The 16,877-nt window shown below is 54.8% G+C and carries 9 protein-coding genes and 1 pseudogene; 4 read left to right on the top strand and 6 right to left on the bottom strand.

Translation table 11 applies throughout. The features are described 5' to 3' along the window. Window positions 1-286: 286 nt before the first annotated feature. A complete protein-coding gene (locus G6R38_RS08110; RefSeq protein WP_166822624.1) occupies window positions 287-1,156 on the bottom strand; it encodes a DUF1571 domain-containing protein in 870 nt (289 codons plus the stop codon). 314 nt (window positions 1,157-1,470) lie between these two features. Here G6R38_RS08110 and G6R38_RS08115 point away from each other — a divergent pair, with 314 nt between their 5' ends. The 3 genes from G6R38_RS08115 (at window position 1,471) to G6R38_RS08125 (ending at window position 7,390) form a co-directional block, all read left to right on the top strand. Further along, entirely contained in the window at window positions 1,471-2,628 is a 1,158-nt protein-coding gene (locus tag G6R38_RS08115) for a hypothetical protein (protein ID WP_166822627.1), read from the top strand. A 100-nt stretch (window positions 2,629-2,728) separates the two neighbouring features. Then, a complete protein-coding gene (scpB, locus tag G6R38_RS08120; RefSeq protein WP_166822630.1) occupies window positions 2,729-3,562 on the top strand; it encodes an SMC-Scp complex subunit ScpB in 834 nt (277 codons plus the stop codon). A gap of 153 nt (window positions 3,563-3,715) precedes the next feature. Further along, a complete protein-coding gene (locus tag G6R38_RS08125) occupies window positions 3,716-7,390 on the top strand; it encodes a [protein-PII] uridylyltransferase family protein (protein WP_166822633.1) in 3,675 nt (1,224 codons plus the stop codon). On the opposite strand, the gene G6R38_RS08130 is transcribed toward G6R38_RS08125, so the two are convergent. The 3 genes and pseudogenes from G6R38_RS08130 to G6R38_RS08140 all read right to left on the bottom strand — a co-directional run bounded on the left by G6R38_RS08130 (window position 7,384) and on the right by G6R38_RS08140 (window position 12,052). Then, window positions 7,384-8,781: a TAXI family TRAP transporter solute-binding subunit gene (locus G6R38_RS08130; RefSeq protein ID WP_166822636.1), complete on the bottom strand. Its 1,398-nt coding sequence runs from the start codon at window positions 8,779-8,781 to the stop codon at window positions 7,384-7,386. The genes G6R38_RS08125 and G6R38_RS08130 overlap by 7 nt on opposite strands. 463 nt (window positions 8,782-9,244) lie before the next feature. Next, window positions 9,245-10,837, bottom strand: a pseudogene (locus tag G6R38_RS08135) (SulP family inorganic anion transporter); the annotation flags it as partial. A 159-nt stretch (window positions 10,838-10,996) separates the two neighbouring features. Then, window positions 10,997-12,052, bottom strand: coding sequence for a BBP7 family outer membrane beta-barrel protein (locus G6R38_RS08140; RefSeq protein WP_166822642.1), 1,056 nt, complete (start codon window positions 12,050-12,052; stop codon window positions 10,997-10,999). A gap of 352 nt (window positions 12,053-12,404) precedes the next feature. On the opposite strand from G6R38_RS08140, the gene G6R38_RS08145 reads away from it, so the two are divergent. Next, window positions 12,405-13,835: a sulfatase family protein gene (locus G6R38_RS08145; protein WP_166822645.1), complete on the top strand. Its 1,431-nt coding sequence runs from the start codon at window positions 12,405-12,407 to the stop codon at window positions 13,833-13,835. A 38-nt stretch (window positions 13,836-13,873) separates the two neighbouring features. Here the strand turns inward: G6R38_RS08145 and G6R38_RS08150 are convergent, their stop codons facing one another. Continuing rightward, the gene (locus G6R38_RS08150; protein ID WP_166822648.1) at window positions 13,874-14,878 is read right to left on the bottom strand and encodes a N(4)-(beta-N-acetylglucosaminyl)-L-asparaginase; all 1,005 of its coding nucleotides are present in this window, start codon (window positions 14,876-14,878) and stop codon (window positions 13,874-13,876) included. A 6-nt stretch (window positions 14,879-14,884) separates the two neighbouring features. Next, on the bottom strand, window positions 14,885-16,480 hold the full coding sequence (locus G6R38_RS08155) for a thiamine phosphate synthase (RefSeq protein WP_206028503.1): 1,596 nt from the start codon (window positions 16,478-16,480) through the stop codon (window positions 14,885-14,887). Between the last annotated feature and the right edge of the window lie 397 nt (window positions 16,481-16,877).

A 16,877-nucleotide genomic window follows, 5' to 3' on the forward strand; every position in this document is an offset into this window, starting at 1 on the left:
GCGGGTCAAGCTGACGGAAAGGCTGGTGCCATGATTCCTACGATTATCTCCGATGCGGGTCAGCGGCGAATTGTTTTATCACGATTTCGCGTTGTTCTTCGCAGGTTTTTGTGGGGTTGAGCCCGGGAACTCGGGCCTGATTTGTGTCGAGCATCGCCACCAAAGACCACTATGTGGTTAATTCGGGCAAGACTTACGGAGAAGTCTTGGAACGGCGAAACCGAAGTCCTGCCGAAACAAGGGTCCTGCGGACGAACGAACCCTTGTAGTGACGATGTTTGACCAACTAGAAACTGTATTTGGGATTACGACTGTCGAAGTCTGCTTCGGTGAAACCGGGGTTGGGAACGATGTCCCAGAATGTGTATTCTTCGACGAGCGGGGGCGTGGCATCCGGACGGGATGGAAAATCGTACTGCTCGATCCGCACCGGAAGTTGAGTCGCTTTATCAATGAACAAGCGAGTCAGGTAGTACGGAAATTCACGGCGGCGGATTGGATGATAGGTCTCGATGACCTGGCAATCCATTTCCTGAAGTTTCGCGCTGGGATAATACTGTGAGACGGTTTCCTCGGCGGCGAATCGAGCTTCGGACTCCCACTGCTTGATCACCGCTTGCAGCACATGGGCCATGCCGAATTTGGTAATTGGCTGTCGGCTTTCAGAAAGAGCTTGCGAACTTTCTGGCTTGAGCATCACGGTTCCGACCAGGGCAGCAAGACCTCGTTTTTCACGAGCGAGCAGTTTGCCGTCGTGTCGCCCTTCCACGTACAACACTTCCCGGCCGACGTGTTCGCCTTCGAATCGCATATACACACTGTGCGGTTGAGCCCGGAATTTGACGGCTGCCTGATGGTGATAGATTCGGCCTTTCACTTCGTCGCGGTTGGCAAATCGGCAGGCGTACTCATCGAGGTTCTCCACCGCCACACGGGATCGCTTAGCGAGTCGGAGGGGAGCCGTGAGTGGATGCGTTTCCACCGGACTTTTCGTCGCGGCCGTCTGAACCACACCGCGATCCACGACGAGCATCGGAGACTTGTCTTGGGCATCGAGTTGATCGACTCCATGACTCCAACCGAACCAAACCGCCGTCGCGGCAAGAACGAATAGACCAACAATTGCAGAGCGACGCAAATTTTTCCAAGTGTTCACCGACCGACTCCCTTTTTGCGGCTGCGTTGTGCAATATCTGCCGATTCCATTGTAAAGATTACCAGAATCGGGCCGCGGTGAGCAGGATTTTCCTCCTGTCCTGCTTCGAAGACCGCAACACTGGGCCGTCCAAGGCACATTTGATGCCATGATCGTGATTTTTTCCATTCCGGCATGAAAACTGCCTGAGTGAACCATCATCGGGACGATTCACTGGGGGGACAGGTCGACCCGTTTCGAAAATCAGTAGTCGATGTCAGGTGAGTGACATCCCAATCGCATACCATCGCGGTCCGACAAGGAGGTCCCCGCTTATGAATTCAGTCGCCAATGGGTTGACGGCAACCCTGCTCATGTTTGTGCCACTTCTGGCGGTTCCGTTTTTGGCCGCGTTTGGTGTTTCGATGCCGACGCAGGACATCGCTGCCGGTGCGGTTGATCTCGAAACACTGGATTTCGCGCCAGAGCTTCCCGAACCCGGCGCCGGTCATTCCGCAACCGCCCGCCGTACCCCGGAAGACTTATTCGCCCCACTCGACAACGCTCAACCGGCGGGGAACACGCTGCCTCCGGCCTCGTCCAACGACAACCCGTCCAATGGGAGTCCCGTAGCGATGGCGCATCCACTTAGCTTGCCCTCCTTCGAACCGCCTGCGGACAATTCGCCTCCGTCGAGTGAACGTGCGGATGCCGATTCCGAGCCCACGTCGCTGATGGTCAATACACCGGCACATCAACCGAAGCAAAACCGTTGGGAGAACCCCTTCGAAGATTCACCCGCGTTCGGAGCCTCCACGCCGTCGGAATCAATTACCCGACATCAAGAGGCATCTGAGCAGCCGTCATCGGGATTCCCAAAGGACTTAGCCGATTCTCGTCCGCTGTCGAACGAGAGCCCGAGTCGCAATCCGGCGTCGCCTCGATCCGCCAATCCATTTGAATGGAACGCCGATCTCGCCGAGTCTGCCAACACTGCTTCGGATGGAAACTCGGGATCACCGTCTGTCGATGATTCCGTCTTCGGTCCACCATCGTCCTCGAATTCCATGGGGGAGTTGGCCGTGAACGATGAAAGCCCGTCGACCGATCGCACACTCTTTGGACCACCGGGAACGCCGGATCGTCGGGTGAATGTGCCCGATCCCCAACGATCACGCCCTCGCGAACCGGAGTTCTCCTCCAACGATGGTTGGGAATCCGAAGCTCCAAGCAGGTCACGAACGCCGTCGAATCCGGTTTCAGCTTCGAAACCCAAGACCTGGATGGCGGCCGACAAACGGCTTCGCGAGTTGAACATCAAATACAAGATTGTTCCCGACCAGAACGATCGACTGTTTCACCTGCGTTGCGTTTGGACGTCGCCGAACAATCCCCGTGTCACCCGGAACTTTGAAGCCTCCGGGCGTCAACCGCTGGAAGCCGCGTGGGGTGTGCTCGCTCAAGTCGAGGAATGGCACGCGAAAAATCAGTGACCCATCGGCTGAGGCAATTTTCAGCCTCGACGAACTCCTCGCCCGATCCAAATGCTAGGTTACGCACTGTTTGCTTAGCCTACAATATCGATAGCCTGATATGTTCGATTACCCGACACACGCAGCCCCTTGGCACCGCTCTGGTGACTGGTCGCAACGTCATCGCGTTGATGACGCTTGCACGCATTGGCTGGGAACAGCAACCAAGTCACCGACGAAGCAACGTCCGGAACCGGGGGCTGGTGACGGAGTCCGGTCGGAGAAACTTGGTCGACTCGAAGCGGCGTTGTTCGTTGCCGACGGTGCATTGTCCGTGCGACGACTCACGCAAGTCGCCACCCTAGCCGACGCCGCTGAAGCGAAACGGTTGCTAGACGAACTCAATGAACTCTACGACACATCGGGTTCGTCGTTTCGAATCGAACGTGTCGCGAGCGGGTTCCAACTTCTCACGCGACCGGCTTACAGCAATTGGCTGCGACGTGTACACGAGCGACAATCGGAACTGAAACTCTCACCGCCCGCGATGGAAACGCTCACTATCATTGCCTACCGTCAACCCGTCACACGGGCCGATGTCGAGGCCGTTCGCGGTGTGCAGTCGGCGGAGATGATCAAGCAGCTCATGGAACGGGGTTTGGTTCGCATTTGTGGCGAAGAAGACACGCTCGGTCGTCCGTATCTGTACGATACAACTCGGCAGTTCCTCGAAGTCTTCGGTCTGCGTTCGCTTGATGACTTGCCAATGGCCGACCGCTTGAGACGCAAGAAAGAAGAACCGCCCCCTCCCACGGAAGAGACATCCGAGGACGGGGAATCCGCTGAAAACACCGAAGAACCCCAAGGCGAACACTCCGACGGGGAAGATGCGCCGGGTGAGGAATCATCCGACGAAGCCGAACCTGTCGTCGCAGAGGAATCGCAGTCAGAGTGAGTCAATTAACGTGGATTTTCCAAGCGTGTCGAAGACTTTTCATCGACACGCTTTTTTTGTGTCCCTCGGACTTGTGGAATCGCGGCCACGAGTCGGACAATCCGAATTGACGAAACACCGAAGTGCTCCAACCATCTTGGAAACGGTCACAGGATGTTTACGAAAGCTCATTTGTTATTGACGCCGGGTTCGCTCGACGATGCGGAAGCCTTAGAATTGCTTAGCAATGTCAGTTTTGCGGATGCGGAACAGGCGCTAAAACGAATTCAAGGTTTGCCGACCAGCCCCACCAGTCGAGACGCCTTGGCAGCGTCGTTGCCGGCATTGTTGATTGCGTTGTCGGATGCCGTCATGCCGGACGGATCGTTGGTCAACTTCGAACGCTTCGTGCGAAGTGTGGCCGATCAGCCCGACATTCTCGAGTGCTTGGCCTCGAATCCGCGAGCGGTCGAAATCCTGGTGAAGCTGTTCGTGGGCAGTCAATTCCTGACCGAAATTTTGCTGCGAAATCCCGAATACTTGCAGCAACTCACGCAGCATCGGCGATTGGCCGACATGAAAAGTCGTGATCAGTTCCTCGAAGAAGCGAACTCGCAGATCGCGTCGCTACCAACGGTCAAAGAAAAACTCGATGGGTTGCGGCGGTTTCAACATTGGGAATTGCTTCGGATCGGAGCGTGCGACTCGTTCGGTTTGTTCGATTTGAAGTCTGCGACGATTCAACTCTCGCTGCTTGCTGATGCCATCGTGCAATGTTGTCTGTCATTGTTCGCCGATCAAGCCGGGATTGCGCTCGATGAATTTGTCGTGATTGCGTTTGGAAAGCTTGGCGGTGAGGAACTCAATTACAGTTCCGATATCGATTTGGTGTTTCTATCCAGCGATGATGCCACCAAATATTGGCAACTCGGGCAGAAACTCATCCAGGCCCTTTCGGAGACGACGGGGGAAGGGTTCCTGTACCGGGTCGATATGCGATTGCGTCCGTGGGGACGTTCGGGCGCATTGGTCAACACGATTGAGTCTCATTGGCAGTATCTCAAACGTGACGGGCGACAGTGGGAGAAACAAGCCCTCCTCAAAGCGCGACCGGTTGCGGGGAACTTGCAATTGGGGGCGAAGTTCGTCAAGCAAACACGATCGTTGATCCTCGCAACATCCATCGACTCCGTCCGCTCACAGATTCGTGAGATGAAAGTCCGCATCGAAGACGGTCTAAAGAAACAGGGACGCGAGTGGGGGGAAGTCAAAAGCGGCACGGGATCGATCCGCGATGTCGAATTCACCACACAGTTTTTGCAACTGGCTCACGGGGCCAAATACCCGCAGGTGCTGAGTTTCAACACACTCGATGGCATCGCCCGACTTGCGGACGCGGGGTTGATCCAAGCGAATGAATATCGACTACTCTCCACCGGCTACACATTTTTGCGGACGGTCGAACACGCCTTGCAACTACTGCATTACAAGCAAACCCATACACTTCCCAGCGACGAACGCGGACGAGCGTGGTTGGCACGTCGATTGGATTACCCGAACAGTCAGGAGTTCTTGCATCACTACGAACGGCAATGCGCCTCCATTCGCCGCATCTTCGAGAAATACATTGACCAAATCGACGAAACAACTTCGGAAACCGTAGCCGACTCCGAACGCCTGCCGGATCATCTCGCACATATGGATCGGTCTTATACCAACACCTTCAGCGAGCTTGCCATTGTCCGACATGCCGTCCTGATGCGACGGCTTTCGAGCGACAATGTTGTCGAAGTCGATTCCAACGAGGAAACCCCGTCACGCTGGTTGGTCACAATCATTGGGTACGACTTACCCGGTGATTTGTCGCTGATCTGCGGACTGATGTTCGTTTATGGATTCGATATCGAAAGTGGGCACGTCTTCACTGAGGAGCAAATGCCCGATCGGCAAATGCTCGACGGCGAACGTGGTTGGGAAGCGGGGCACTCCGGAGAAACGTTGCACCGAAAGTTCGTGAATGTCTTCCGCGTCCGTCCGCCCGAAAAAACGCCGCTCGATCTGTGGACACGTTATCGGAATGAGTTAGCGGAGATGATGCTGGAGGTTCGCGAAGGCGGAAGCAGCAAAGCGCAAGGGCGTCTGGCGAAACGTGTCGCGAGCGTATTCAAAACGTCATCCGAACCCGCCAGCGCGTTACTTCCCGTTCAGATCGAAATCGACGCAGACAGTTCCGATCAACACACCGTACTTCACATTCGAGGTGAGGACACGCCGGGGTTTCTCTATGAACTTTCCAATGCATTGACCACCGCGGGAATCGACATGTCGCGGGTCATCGTGAGTTCGGTCGGGCACCAAGTGTTCGACACGCTTTATGTGACCGATACCAACGGCTTGAAAGTCACCGACCCCGTACGAATTCAGGAACTGCGAACAACAGTGGTGTTGATCAAACACTTCACGCATCTGTTGCCCCGATCGCCGAACCCGGAAGCCGCTCTGGTTCACTTTCGCGCTTTTCTCGACGAAGCCCGTCAGCGAGACAATTGGCTGGAGGAACTGGGCTCGCTGCACCAACCGAAAGTTCTCAATGCGTTCGCAAAGGTAATGGGAGCCAGCGATTTCCTGTGGGAAGATTTTCTGCGGGTTCAACACGAGAACCTGTTCCCGATCATTCGCGATGTCGAATCACTTGCTCGACGGAAACGTCCGGAAGAGTTGCGAAGCGAACTCGACGAGTTACTGCAAAACGTCACTGATCGACGCGTCAAACGCAAAGTCCTCAACGACTTCAAAGACCGGGAAATGTTTCGCATCGACATGCGACACATCCTCGGGCACATCTCGGAGTTTGGCGAATTCTCCGAAGAACTTTCTGTCCTGGCGGAACTCGTTGTGCAGAACGCATACCGGATTTGCGACAGCGAACTTCGCGAAAAATACGGAACGCCGCGATTGCCGAACGGAGAGGAGTGCGGGTTGTGTATTGCGGCTTTGGGGAAGTTTGGCGGACGTGAACTCGGTTATGCGTCGGACATCGAATTGATGTTTCTCTACGAAGGCGAAGGTCGGACCGATCGGACAGACAATTCCATCTCGGTTTCGGACTACTACGTCGAGTTGGCTGGAGCGTTTCGGAAGGCCATCACGGCGCGGCAGGAAGGAAGTTTTCAGATTGATTTGCGGTTGCGTCCGTATGGTCGAGCCGGTCGGTTGGCGGTTCCCCGAGAGATGTTCGAGACGTACTTCGGACCGGATGGCGATGCTTGGCCTTATGAACGTCAGTCGTTGGTTCGCTTCCGACCGATCGCCGGAGATGCGGATTTCGGAGCGGAACTCGTGGCCTTGCGAGACTCGATCATCTATACCGGCAGTGCATTCGATCGTGCCGCCATGCGAGCCATGCGGGAGCGTCAGGTCATGCAACTTGTCAAAGCCGACACCGTGCATGCCAAACTGAGTCATGGGGGATTGGTCGACTGCGAATACCTCGTGCAAGGTCTTCAAATGACGTACAGCAAGAACAATCCATCGCTACATACACCAAACACTCTCCAAGCGATGGAGTCGCTGCATGAGCTTGGCTACTTATCATCGATTGACTACGAAGAACTCCGAGACGCCTATATCTTTTTGAGACGTTTGATCGATGCGCTTCGGGTTGTTCGTGGGAATGCCAAGGACCTCACCGTTCCATCGACAGACAGCGAAGAATTTATTTTTCTTTCGCGGCGGTTGGGGTACGGCAACGATCCGACACGGCTGCAAACGACGATCGAGCGGGCGCTCGAATGTGTATCGGAAATGAGTGGCTTGCTCGATCGTCCCAATCAATCGCCCGCTTATTGACCACCAAGCGATTCCGTCGAGAGCCCCGCGTGCAGAATCTTCAATTGGATATTGAGCTTCAAACCACTGCTGCGATGATGAATGATTTCAAGCAATTTGTTGTAAAGCAGTGAGGGGTTTTCTTGCGAATAGTAGCCGGTGATCACACTAATGAGGCCGAGTAAGTCGCTGCACAATCCGAGATACAACAGGAATTCGCGACGTCGTTCTGCATCTTGCACGCCGAGAACGTCTTTGTTGCTCTGATGCATACTGATCAAACTAATGAGCGTGTTGAGTTCATTGAACCGGCGGCGATACGTTGTGACCTCCAACCCCATGAGCGCCAGGAATGCAAGTCCGATGTAAACCAGAATGCTGAGAAATGCTTCGATCCCTTCAAACATCCCAATCGACTCCCGAACGGTCGGCTCGAAACCAAAATCAGTAAGCGTATTCGGGTTGGTATCGAGCAGTTTCGCGGCTTCCGCAAAGAGACGCGGTGTGAGATCCGCTCGGGCCACCAAGAATGCGGAGACTGTAAAGCACTCAACAGGTTCGGTGGGTGTCGAAGGGCTAGCCAACAGGTAACCGGCGGGAATCTCACGCGGCGTGATGTAGTTTAATCGAGCGAACCGAGCCCCAAGTTCCGTCGAAGCCAATCGAAACCCCGCTTGACGGATGCGTCGGATGCCCGCAAGCGTTTCGTCGCTTGTGAGATCCTTGACAACCAACGCTGCGTCGATGTCGTTCGGTATATTGAACTCGGGATTGCGAGTCATCTCACGCCATTGATGGTTGTACTCCACACGATCGGATGTTCCCCACAACGCAACGATATCACGAGCCACCGTATGGCTGCCTTGGTCGGGAAAGGATGTCAGAATCTTCCGGACATCTTGCGTGCTCTCAATCCCGTCCCGTAGGAAGAACAACAGGGTTTCCGTATTGGGGATACTCAAGCGAGGCAGATCGCGAGGGATCGAAATGCCGCCTTGCACAAATGCAACATCGGCTTCACCGGATTCGAGCTTCGCAACGCTTTCCCGCGAACCGAGCACATCGACTTGACTAAACTTGACGCGTCCGCCACCTGCGACACGATCGTGCAACGCCACGGCATCACGAACCGGCAACGCGATTTTCAGTGTCGAGACGTGAAAGAACCGGAAATACAGCCACAAGCTGAAAAACAGAAGTGTGAGCGCCAAGAAAATGACGGGGAGACGGTGCAACCCCCACGGTTTCCGAATTTGCCGAGCCACGTGTTCGGCTTCCCGAGCGGCGTCTCGAACTCCGATGGCAACACCACTCAATCCGGCGTGCGTCGGGAGTTCCTGTTGCACCCGATCCACCAGGCTCTCGGCGCGTTCGATCACTGGACCGATTCGCAAATGAATCATTTTGCTCATTTGCGTTGTCTCCTGTTCGACTGCAAACGGAATTCATCGGCCGCATGTTGATTGGAATCGCCGATCAATGCTGCACCGTCTGGACTGAGGACTCGGACTGACGTGTGTAGCGGGCGTAGAGTTGGTCCCAGTCGATCTGAATGGATCCACCGGTGGTCTCGTGTTGTTTCGCCCAGTTTTGCATTAACTCGAGACATGCATGATCAATGAAAGTCAGCCGTTCAAATTGCACGTGAAGTTCTGCCCCATTGGGCACTCGTTCCAACTCTCGCGCGAATGTCGGTAACCGTAAAAAAGTGGCGGCGCCACTCAACGTGAGGACGGCGTAGGTTTCAGACTCAAGATTGAGATCAGTTTCCAATCGCGAGAAATTCAAAAGCAACTTGATGGCTGAGATCACAATTCCCACGATCACACCGCTGAGGAGATCGAAGCAGACGATTGTCACGAGCGTCGCAAAATAAATCAGGACTTCGCCTTTTCCGTACTCAGCGAGTTTCTTGATGCCTCCTGGGTTCACGAGTTTATAGCCGATGTGAACCAGCATCCCCGCCAACGCCGCAGTCGGGATCAAGCGAAGAACAAATGCCAATCCGACGATGAAGACAAGCAACCAAACACCGTGCAGCACAGCGGACCACCTTGTGCGTCCCCCCGCCTGTACGTTGGCTGCAGATCGTACGATTACGCCGGTCATCGGCAGTGCACCGAACAACCCGCAGACCATGTTGCCCACACCTTGTGCCCGCAATTCCTTGTTGTAATCAGTTCGCACCCCGACCACCATTTGATCGACCGCGACTGCACACAAGAGGGTTTCGGCACTGGCGACCAATGCGATGACCATGGCAGCGGTGAAGATCGCTGAGATGTCCGTGTTCTGAAAAACCGTCCCAGACGGGATATGCAGGGATTCCAACAGTTGATCGGGAATTTCGACGTAAAGTACTGGCAATTGCAGCCAAGCCGCCACTGCTGTGACAATACTGATGGCCAGCAACGGACCCGGCACAAGTTTGAGACGGGCGCTTTTGCTCGCGATCATGTTCCACACGATGATAATCAAGATCGTCAGAACGCCAATTTTCGCGGCCCAATCGTGATTCGTCACGCTTTGCTCAAGTTGTAAAATCGTATCGTCGGCGGCTTGCTGCGAACCTCGCACATTGAGGACCCGATTCTTCTGCAAGTCTGCTAAGGCGGCATCATTGGCTTCTTGTGCCGCGACGACGGCTTTGTGAACGCGGGTGGCTTTTTGGTCTGTGCCGTGCGTGACTTCCCACTCATCAAGTTCCTGTGAAAGCCGATCGAGTTTCTCATTGATCGCCTGCTGTCTAGGGATCAACTCTTTGAATCCAGCTTCCGTGATCTTCAACTGAGCGGGATCGATGTTCCCGTTTTCGATCTGTGTGAACGCCAACTCCGGAACGACTTCACCGACGGCTTCATGAAGGTCCACCTGCTCAGCATGCAAGATCCCCAGTTCTTTCAAGTGTTGCGTCCGGAAGACTCGTTCTTCACGCGGATGCAGAGTCGGCCACGGCAATCCTTTTGCAATCGCTTGTGGAATTGCCATGAGATTCTGCAGTCCGCTGCCTTTGGGAGAATCATCGACCATCACGTGGAATTGACTGGCGAAGATCAAGACGCCAATTCCGGCCAACATGCCTTTGATCACAGCGGGCGCGACCGCTCGAAACCATTGTCCAAGTCGCAAAACACCGGCCAACAGTTGCAATCCACCGGCGAGCAGAACGACGATTCCCAGCGTTTCCAGACCGTGCTTTTGAACAAGGTCGTAAACAATGACCGTCAATCCCGCCGCGGGACCGCTGACCTGCAACGGTGCTCCGGCGAGCATCCCAACGACGATGCCACCCACGATTCCCGTGACCAAACCCGCAGCGACCGGGACACCCGAGGCAATTGCGATGCCCATGCACAATGGCAATGCGACTAGAAAAACCACGACGGACGCTAAGATGTCCGTCTTCCAGGCCGGCGAAGCTGGACTGGGCAGCTCGGATGGTCTGGGAATGCTCTCGTCGTCGTTCATGGGGCGCGATCCTGAATCAAACGGTTTCACAAGGTGTGTCGTAAGGAATCAGGCGGCATCATGCAAAGAATGCGATGACATCACAATGCCAACCCTAGGTTGACGGATGCATCGCATTGCGTTTTCTGGTTGTCGGTACGCTTGTACTTTAGCGGCAAATTACCAAGCGTAGACCACGCCGAATGAAGGACCATGGAACAACGCATCGGTTGTTTCACTCAGCCGGTTCGGGGTGTTTGCTCCTAATGCGGGAGCGACTGCGGTGCCAGGCAGTTGTTGGGAACCCATCGCCTGACTTCCCAGAACAATCAGGTGATAACCTGCTCGCACGGAAAGTTGTTCGGTCAACCAATAGGAACCTTGAATTCCCAAGTCGGCTCCGACGCCGAATTCCACATCGCCGTCGTCGTTCTGTGTGACCCGACTCGTTTGGCCCGGACGGAAAAACCCATTCGGATCGTTGAGAGTGTTCGTTGCGACGGAGTCGTAAGCGTTCGCGTACATCAAGCCTTTGACAGTTGCGGACAGCGTGAAGTTCTTCACATGCCAGTCCAGCACACCACCGAGTTGGAGGCCGATGTTGTAGTTGTCGGTCTCGACGGTGTTCTGCTCCGTGGCGATTGCCGGCCCCGGTTGCGGAGCGAGAGCAAACACGTCGAACTGATCACCGAAGTGAATGAAGCGGAAACCGGTGATTAACGTGGTTTGCAACGTACAGGAGCAATCCCGCAGACGATGTCGGAGATTCAATTCTCCATTGTGTAATTCCGATTCGCCACTGGCCGACACGCGTGTCGCGAAGTTCTGGATGGCTAACGACGCCGCCGTGATCCGCAATCCCGAATTGATCGGCCGCGTCACACTGGCTCGGTCGCCCGTCCAGTCATTGATGCCGAAATAGACTGCTTCGAGTGATTGCCGCTCAGACAGGGCAGCACCCGCAGCGATGCGAAAGCCGCTTTCAAGATCGAAATGCACTTCCTCGGACACCAGCACGTCCGGTCGTCCGACCTGTCCGCGACTGTTCAGAGCTGCAATGGTTGTACCGTTGGTCTCGTCTCGTGCGAGAAACAAGGCGTCCAGCTCAACGTAAATGTCTTCCGCCGCTGGAGTTCGGTCCCAGAGCAATGCGAAATCCTGTGCCTGACTGGCAGCAGAAGAGCTCAACGCCCAGATGCCAACGATCCACGCGAACAGCCGTTTATTGGCTTTCATCAATTCATCCTCCGCAGTGGAGCAGCCTATTGACAACCGAATTCCTACAACCCGGTCATCCCTAATAATAGTTATCGCCAGAATGATCCGTGAACTCGACACAACTTGCCCATGTTTATGCGGAACAGACGAATCCGTATATCGCAGCACGTCTTCCCGTTTCACCACGTCAACCAAATTGACGTTTGCGTCAGGTAACTCTCATCGGTTGGTGACGGCTCCACTCAGATGTTATTCTCGGTGACGCCGTCTCGATGAGCGTTCCCATGTGCTTGGCGAATTTCGGTGGCGGTGTGGTTTCCGCTGACGGTTGGAAGGAATTGGACTTTCTGTTTTCTCAATGAGCGTTCCTATGATAAGTCGACTTGGTTTGCTGGTACTTCTGTGTTCTCTCAGCATGGATCGGATTCCGATTGCAGCGGCTGAGCGTCCGAATGTGATCTTCTTTCTCTCCGATGACCAACGGGCGGACTTTCTCTCGTGTGCCGGGCATCCGATTTTGAAGACTCCGAACATCGACGCACTTGCCGGTCGCGGCACGCGGTTCCGGAATGCGTTTGTCACGACGAGTATCTGCGCTGCGAGTCGCGCGACGTTGTTCACAGGGTTGTGGGAACGCAGTCACAAATACACATTCGGAACGCCACCGATCGCCGAGGAATTGATCGCCGACAGTTATCCGGCTCGATTGAAGCAATCCGGTTATCGCACGGGTTTTGTGGGCAAATTTGGTGTGGGAGTTCCCCGCAGTGCGCCTAAGCAAATGTTTGATTCGTTTGTCTCGTTGAATCGCAATCCGTATTTCAAGAAACAAGCCGACGGAAGTACCCGCCATCTGACGGACCTCACCGGAGACAAAGCAATCGAGTTCCTTCGGTCATGCGATGCGGATCAATCGTTTTGCTTGTCGGTCAGTTTCAATGCCTCGCACGCGGAGGATAGTGACAAGAAAGATCATTACCCGTGGCCGCCCACTGAAGACGGCCTGTATGAAGATGTCACGATTCCGCCACCACTCATCGAAATGGATTTTCATAAACAGTTGCCGAAATTCCTTCAGACTTCGATGAATCGTGATCGGTTTTACTGGCGATGGGACACGCCCGAGAAGTATCAGAAGAACGTCAAAGCCTATTACCGGATGATTACAGGTTTAGATCGCAACATTGGTCGTGTGTTGGCGGCACTTGACGAATTGGGACGGATGGAGAACACCGTCGTCGTGTTCATGGGAGACAATGGTTACTACAAGGGCTCACGTGGGTTTGCAGGCAAGTGGAGTCATTATGAAGAGTCGCTCCGTGTGCCGCTGGTCGTTGCTGACTTCCGTCAAAAACCACAGGCTCGTGTTGCCGATCAGATGGCTTTGAACGTCGATGTACCGGCTACGATTCTCGATTACGCAATCGGCAAGATTCCAGACCGATACCAAGGCCGTAGTCTCAAGCCGATTGTTCAAGGCCAATCACCATCGGATTGGCGAACCGACTTCTTCTGCGAACACTTGATGGATCGGGCGGAAATTCCCAAGTGGGAGGGCGTCCGCGGAGACCGTTATGTCTACGCCCGGTACTTCCAACACTTGCCCGAGGGAGAATTCTTGCACGACTTGAAAACCGATCCCGAACAGCGAATCAATCTGGTCGGCGATCCCAAGTCGAAGGAAATTCTCGAACAAATGCGGAAGCGATGTGACGAACTTCGCGACGAACGCGGCGGTGAGTACACGCAGGCCAAATTCCCGACACAGCGATATTTGAAGTCGCTTCGGAACTCGAAATAGAAATCTGCTCAACCACGGAATGCCAATCGCACCACGACTTAGGATTTCTGGTCTCGATCATAGAGTGAGACGCAGGGTTCCAATCGCGTGCCGTTGGCATCCGTGACCGCGTACGTTGCTGGCCCCCAAAGCGACACTCCCCCATGGTCGCCGTTCTTCGCGAGCAGATAGAGTTTAAGCCCGAAATTCGGCCGCCCGGATTTGTCACGGAGTCGGGATTCGGTTCGATCGGAGATGCGTTGCAGGAGTTCCAATCCAGCTTCTTTGGGAGATTGGCCTGCTCGCATCAATTCGACTGCGGTAGCACTTGAGGCGTGGATCAGATTGGCTTCACCACGACCGGTGCTGCCGCAAGAACCGACCGCGTTATCACAGAACAAACCGGCACCCGGAATGGGGCTGTCTCCGACACGTCCGGGAAGTTTAAACGCCAATCCGCTTGTGCTCGTGGTGCAAGAAATATCGCCATCGGAGTTCATCGCGGAGCAATGAATAGTTCCGGTTGGTCGGGACCAAGGTTGTTCGGTGGCGGCGAGGGCTTGTTCCTCCGGTGTGCGACGTTGTTCCAGGCGAAAGAATTTGGCCACTTCCGGGTCAACATCTTCGATCGCCGGTGGCAGCCAATCTCCTCGTGGTGAAAGTGTCTGTTTCCAGTACAGCCAAATCTTACGGGCTCGTTCGGTGAGAAGGTTTTCTTCCTCGAAACCAAATGCTTTCGCAAACTGCAAAGCACCGTCGCCGGCAATCAACACATGATCGCTGTGCTCCATGACCAACTTCGCAACCGCGCTGGCGTAGCGAATGTTCTTCATCGCTGCGACCGCTCCGGCTCGCTGAGTTGGGCCGTGCATCACGGCGGCATCGAGTTCAACTTCGCCCCCTTCATTCGGAATCCCGCCATAACCCACACTGGTGTCGTTCGGGTCATCTTCGACCAACGAAACCCCTGCGACCACGGCATCCAACGGGTCCACACCATGTTGCATCCGTTCGTAGGCCAACTTCGTGGCTTCCAATCCGTTTGCGGAGGCAATTGAAATCACGGCAAGCTACTCCGATTCGGTTTGCGTCAATTGATGAAGGATCTGTGTGGCGGTTTCCGCGGGATCGTTCACGCCGCAAATTCCGTTGCAAACCGCGACGCTCCGGGCTCCCGCCTCGATCACGGCCCCAATGTTGTCCAGACCGATGCCACCAATGGGATACCAGGGAATGTTGATCTCGGCGGTGACCTGACGAACAAACTCCAACCCCGCAAATGCCGAGAAGCTTTTGGTCTTCGATGTGAATACAGGTCCAACACCGATGTAGTCGGCACCGTCGTTGACTGCGATCCGAGCTTGTTCAATCGTGTGCGTGGAGACGCCTACCAAGCGGTTCGGGCCAAGAATTCGTCGCGTCTCTTGCACACTCAGTTCTTCCTGTCCGACATGCACACCGTCGGCATCACACAGCACGGCCAAATCCGGTCGGTCATTCATGATCAGCAGCATGTCCCGCTCCTGGGTCAACTGACGAACACGGCGGGCATAGTCCAGGAGATCGCGATCGGACATCGACTTTTCCCGAATTTGCACAATCGTCTGCCGAGCAAGATCACTTTGCGAAAGGGCTTCAATGACCTCCTCCCACGAATGCGGTTGGCAAGCCGCTTCGGTGAGCAAGACATAGAGGTGCCGATCCCGAAGCCGGTTGGGAACGCTGCCGGAAGTTAGCGGGACCGTTTGCAGCACATCCTTCTCCAACGTGTAGAGTCGATACCGCAATTGCTCGAATTGATGACCGAGCTTCGCGGATCGCAGTTTGCCGAACTCTTCAAGCGATCGCAATGCTTCCTGCGTGCGTTTGAAGTTCGCGGTGACAATGTCGCGGACCGATTGGCGGTGGAATTCGGCAGTTGTTTGCACAGTTGTGCCGACATCGCCTGTGGTATTGCGTGATGCCAGCATGCGATCCGAATCCAATTCGCCGCACGCTGTTCGCAAATCGTGACGCCACGCCTTCAATCGTTCGGTTAGGGAACGATCGTTGAACAGGAATCGAACAGCGTCCTCGACGACACGCAATCCTTCGCGAGCCCGATTCGCGGCGGCATCGAGTAGACGTTCGATTCCGTCATCGGTCTCCTTTGTGATGAGAGGTGTCGGTTCCGATTCTTCGACCGAAGCGGATTCGAGTTCAAAATCGACGGCGATCGGTTCGGTGGTGATTCCCGAGCTACGGCAAATAGACTTCGTTAGTTCCGCGGCCGTGATTCCCCAATCTCGCAGGGCTGTCGAGACCGTTGAGTCCACCTCGAAAAGACCCCACAGCAAAAACTCGGTGCCGATCTCCGTCGAGCCACCAACCTTGGCAAGCAACTCCGATGCCGCCTGCCGAACCGCAAGCAGGTCAGAACTGGGGGGCGGAAAATCTCCACGGGCATCTTCTAGCGAAGGGACGCATTCGGTTTCGATTCCACAAATGTCGCGAATCTGCTGTTTCTCGATCGCCCATTGTCCCAGGATTTCCGCTGCGCGGGTCTCTTCACACCATAATGCCCAGAGTAAGTCGGTGGGTTCGATGGTGTCATGATTTCGCGAAGCCGACGATTCCCGAGCCCGCTCGAAGGCTCGCAGTGCACCGGCTGTCCAAGAGATTCTCACAAAATCCGCTCCGATTCCTCAAATTCCAGACTGGGGGTGTCTCTCTCACTATAGGAGTATCTTGCCACATTCCCGGTGGACGACTAAAATTCAGCACGATTAGCGATCAGGTGACTACTTTTTACAGTTTTTGTTGTCTACCCGGTTTCACACAATTCTTCAGTAGAAATTAGCAACCCCGTCATCTTTTCCAAACAGTTCCAATCTGACGAAGGCGGGGAGTCAATCACGAAGTTGGTCGGGAAACCGAAAAACTTCCCACGAGGTCGTTCTTCGTGGCGTATGAATAAAGATGGTATGTTGTCCATGAATTCGAGTTCCCAATCGAACGACAGATCACCCCGTCAATCAATTTGGAATTCGGAGAGACGCTCATGGAGGATGCAGCGGCGGTTTC

This window comes from Thalassoroseus pseudoceratinae, assembly GCF_011634775.1.
GTDB classification, from domain to species: domain Bacteria; phylum Planctomycetota; class Planctomycetia; order Planctomycetales; family Planctomycetaceae; genus Thalassoroseus; species Thalassoroseus pseudoceratinae.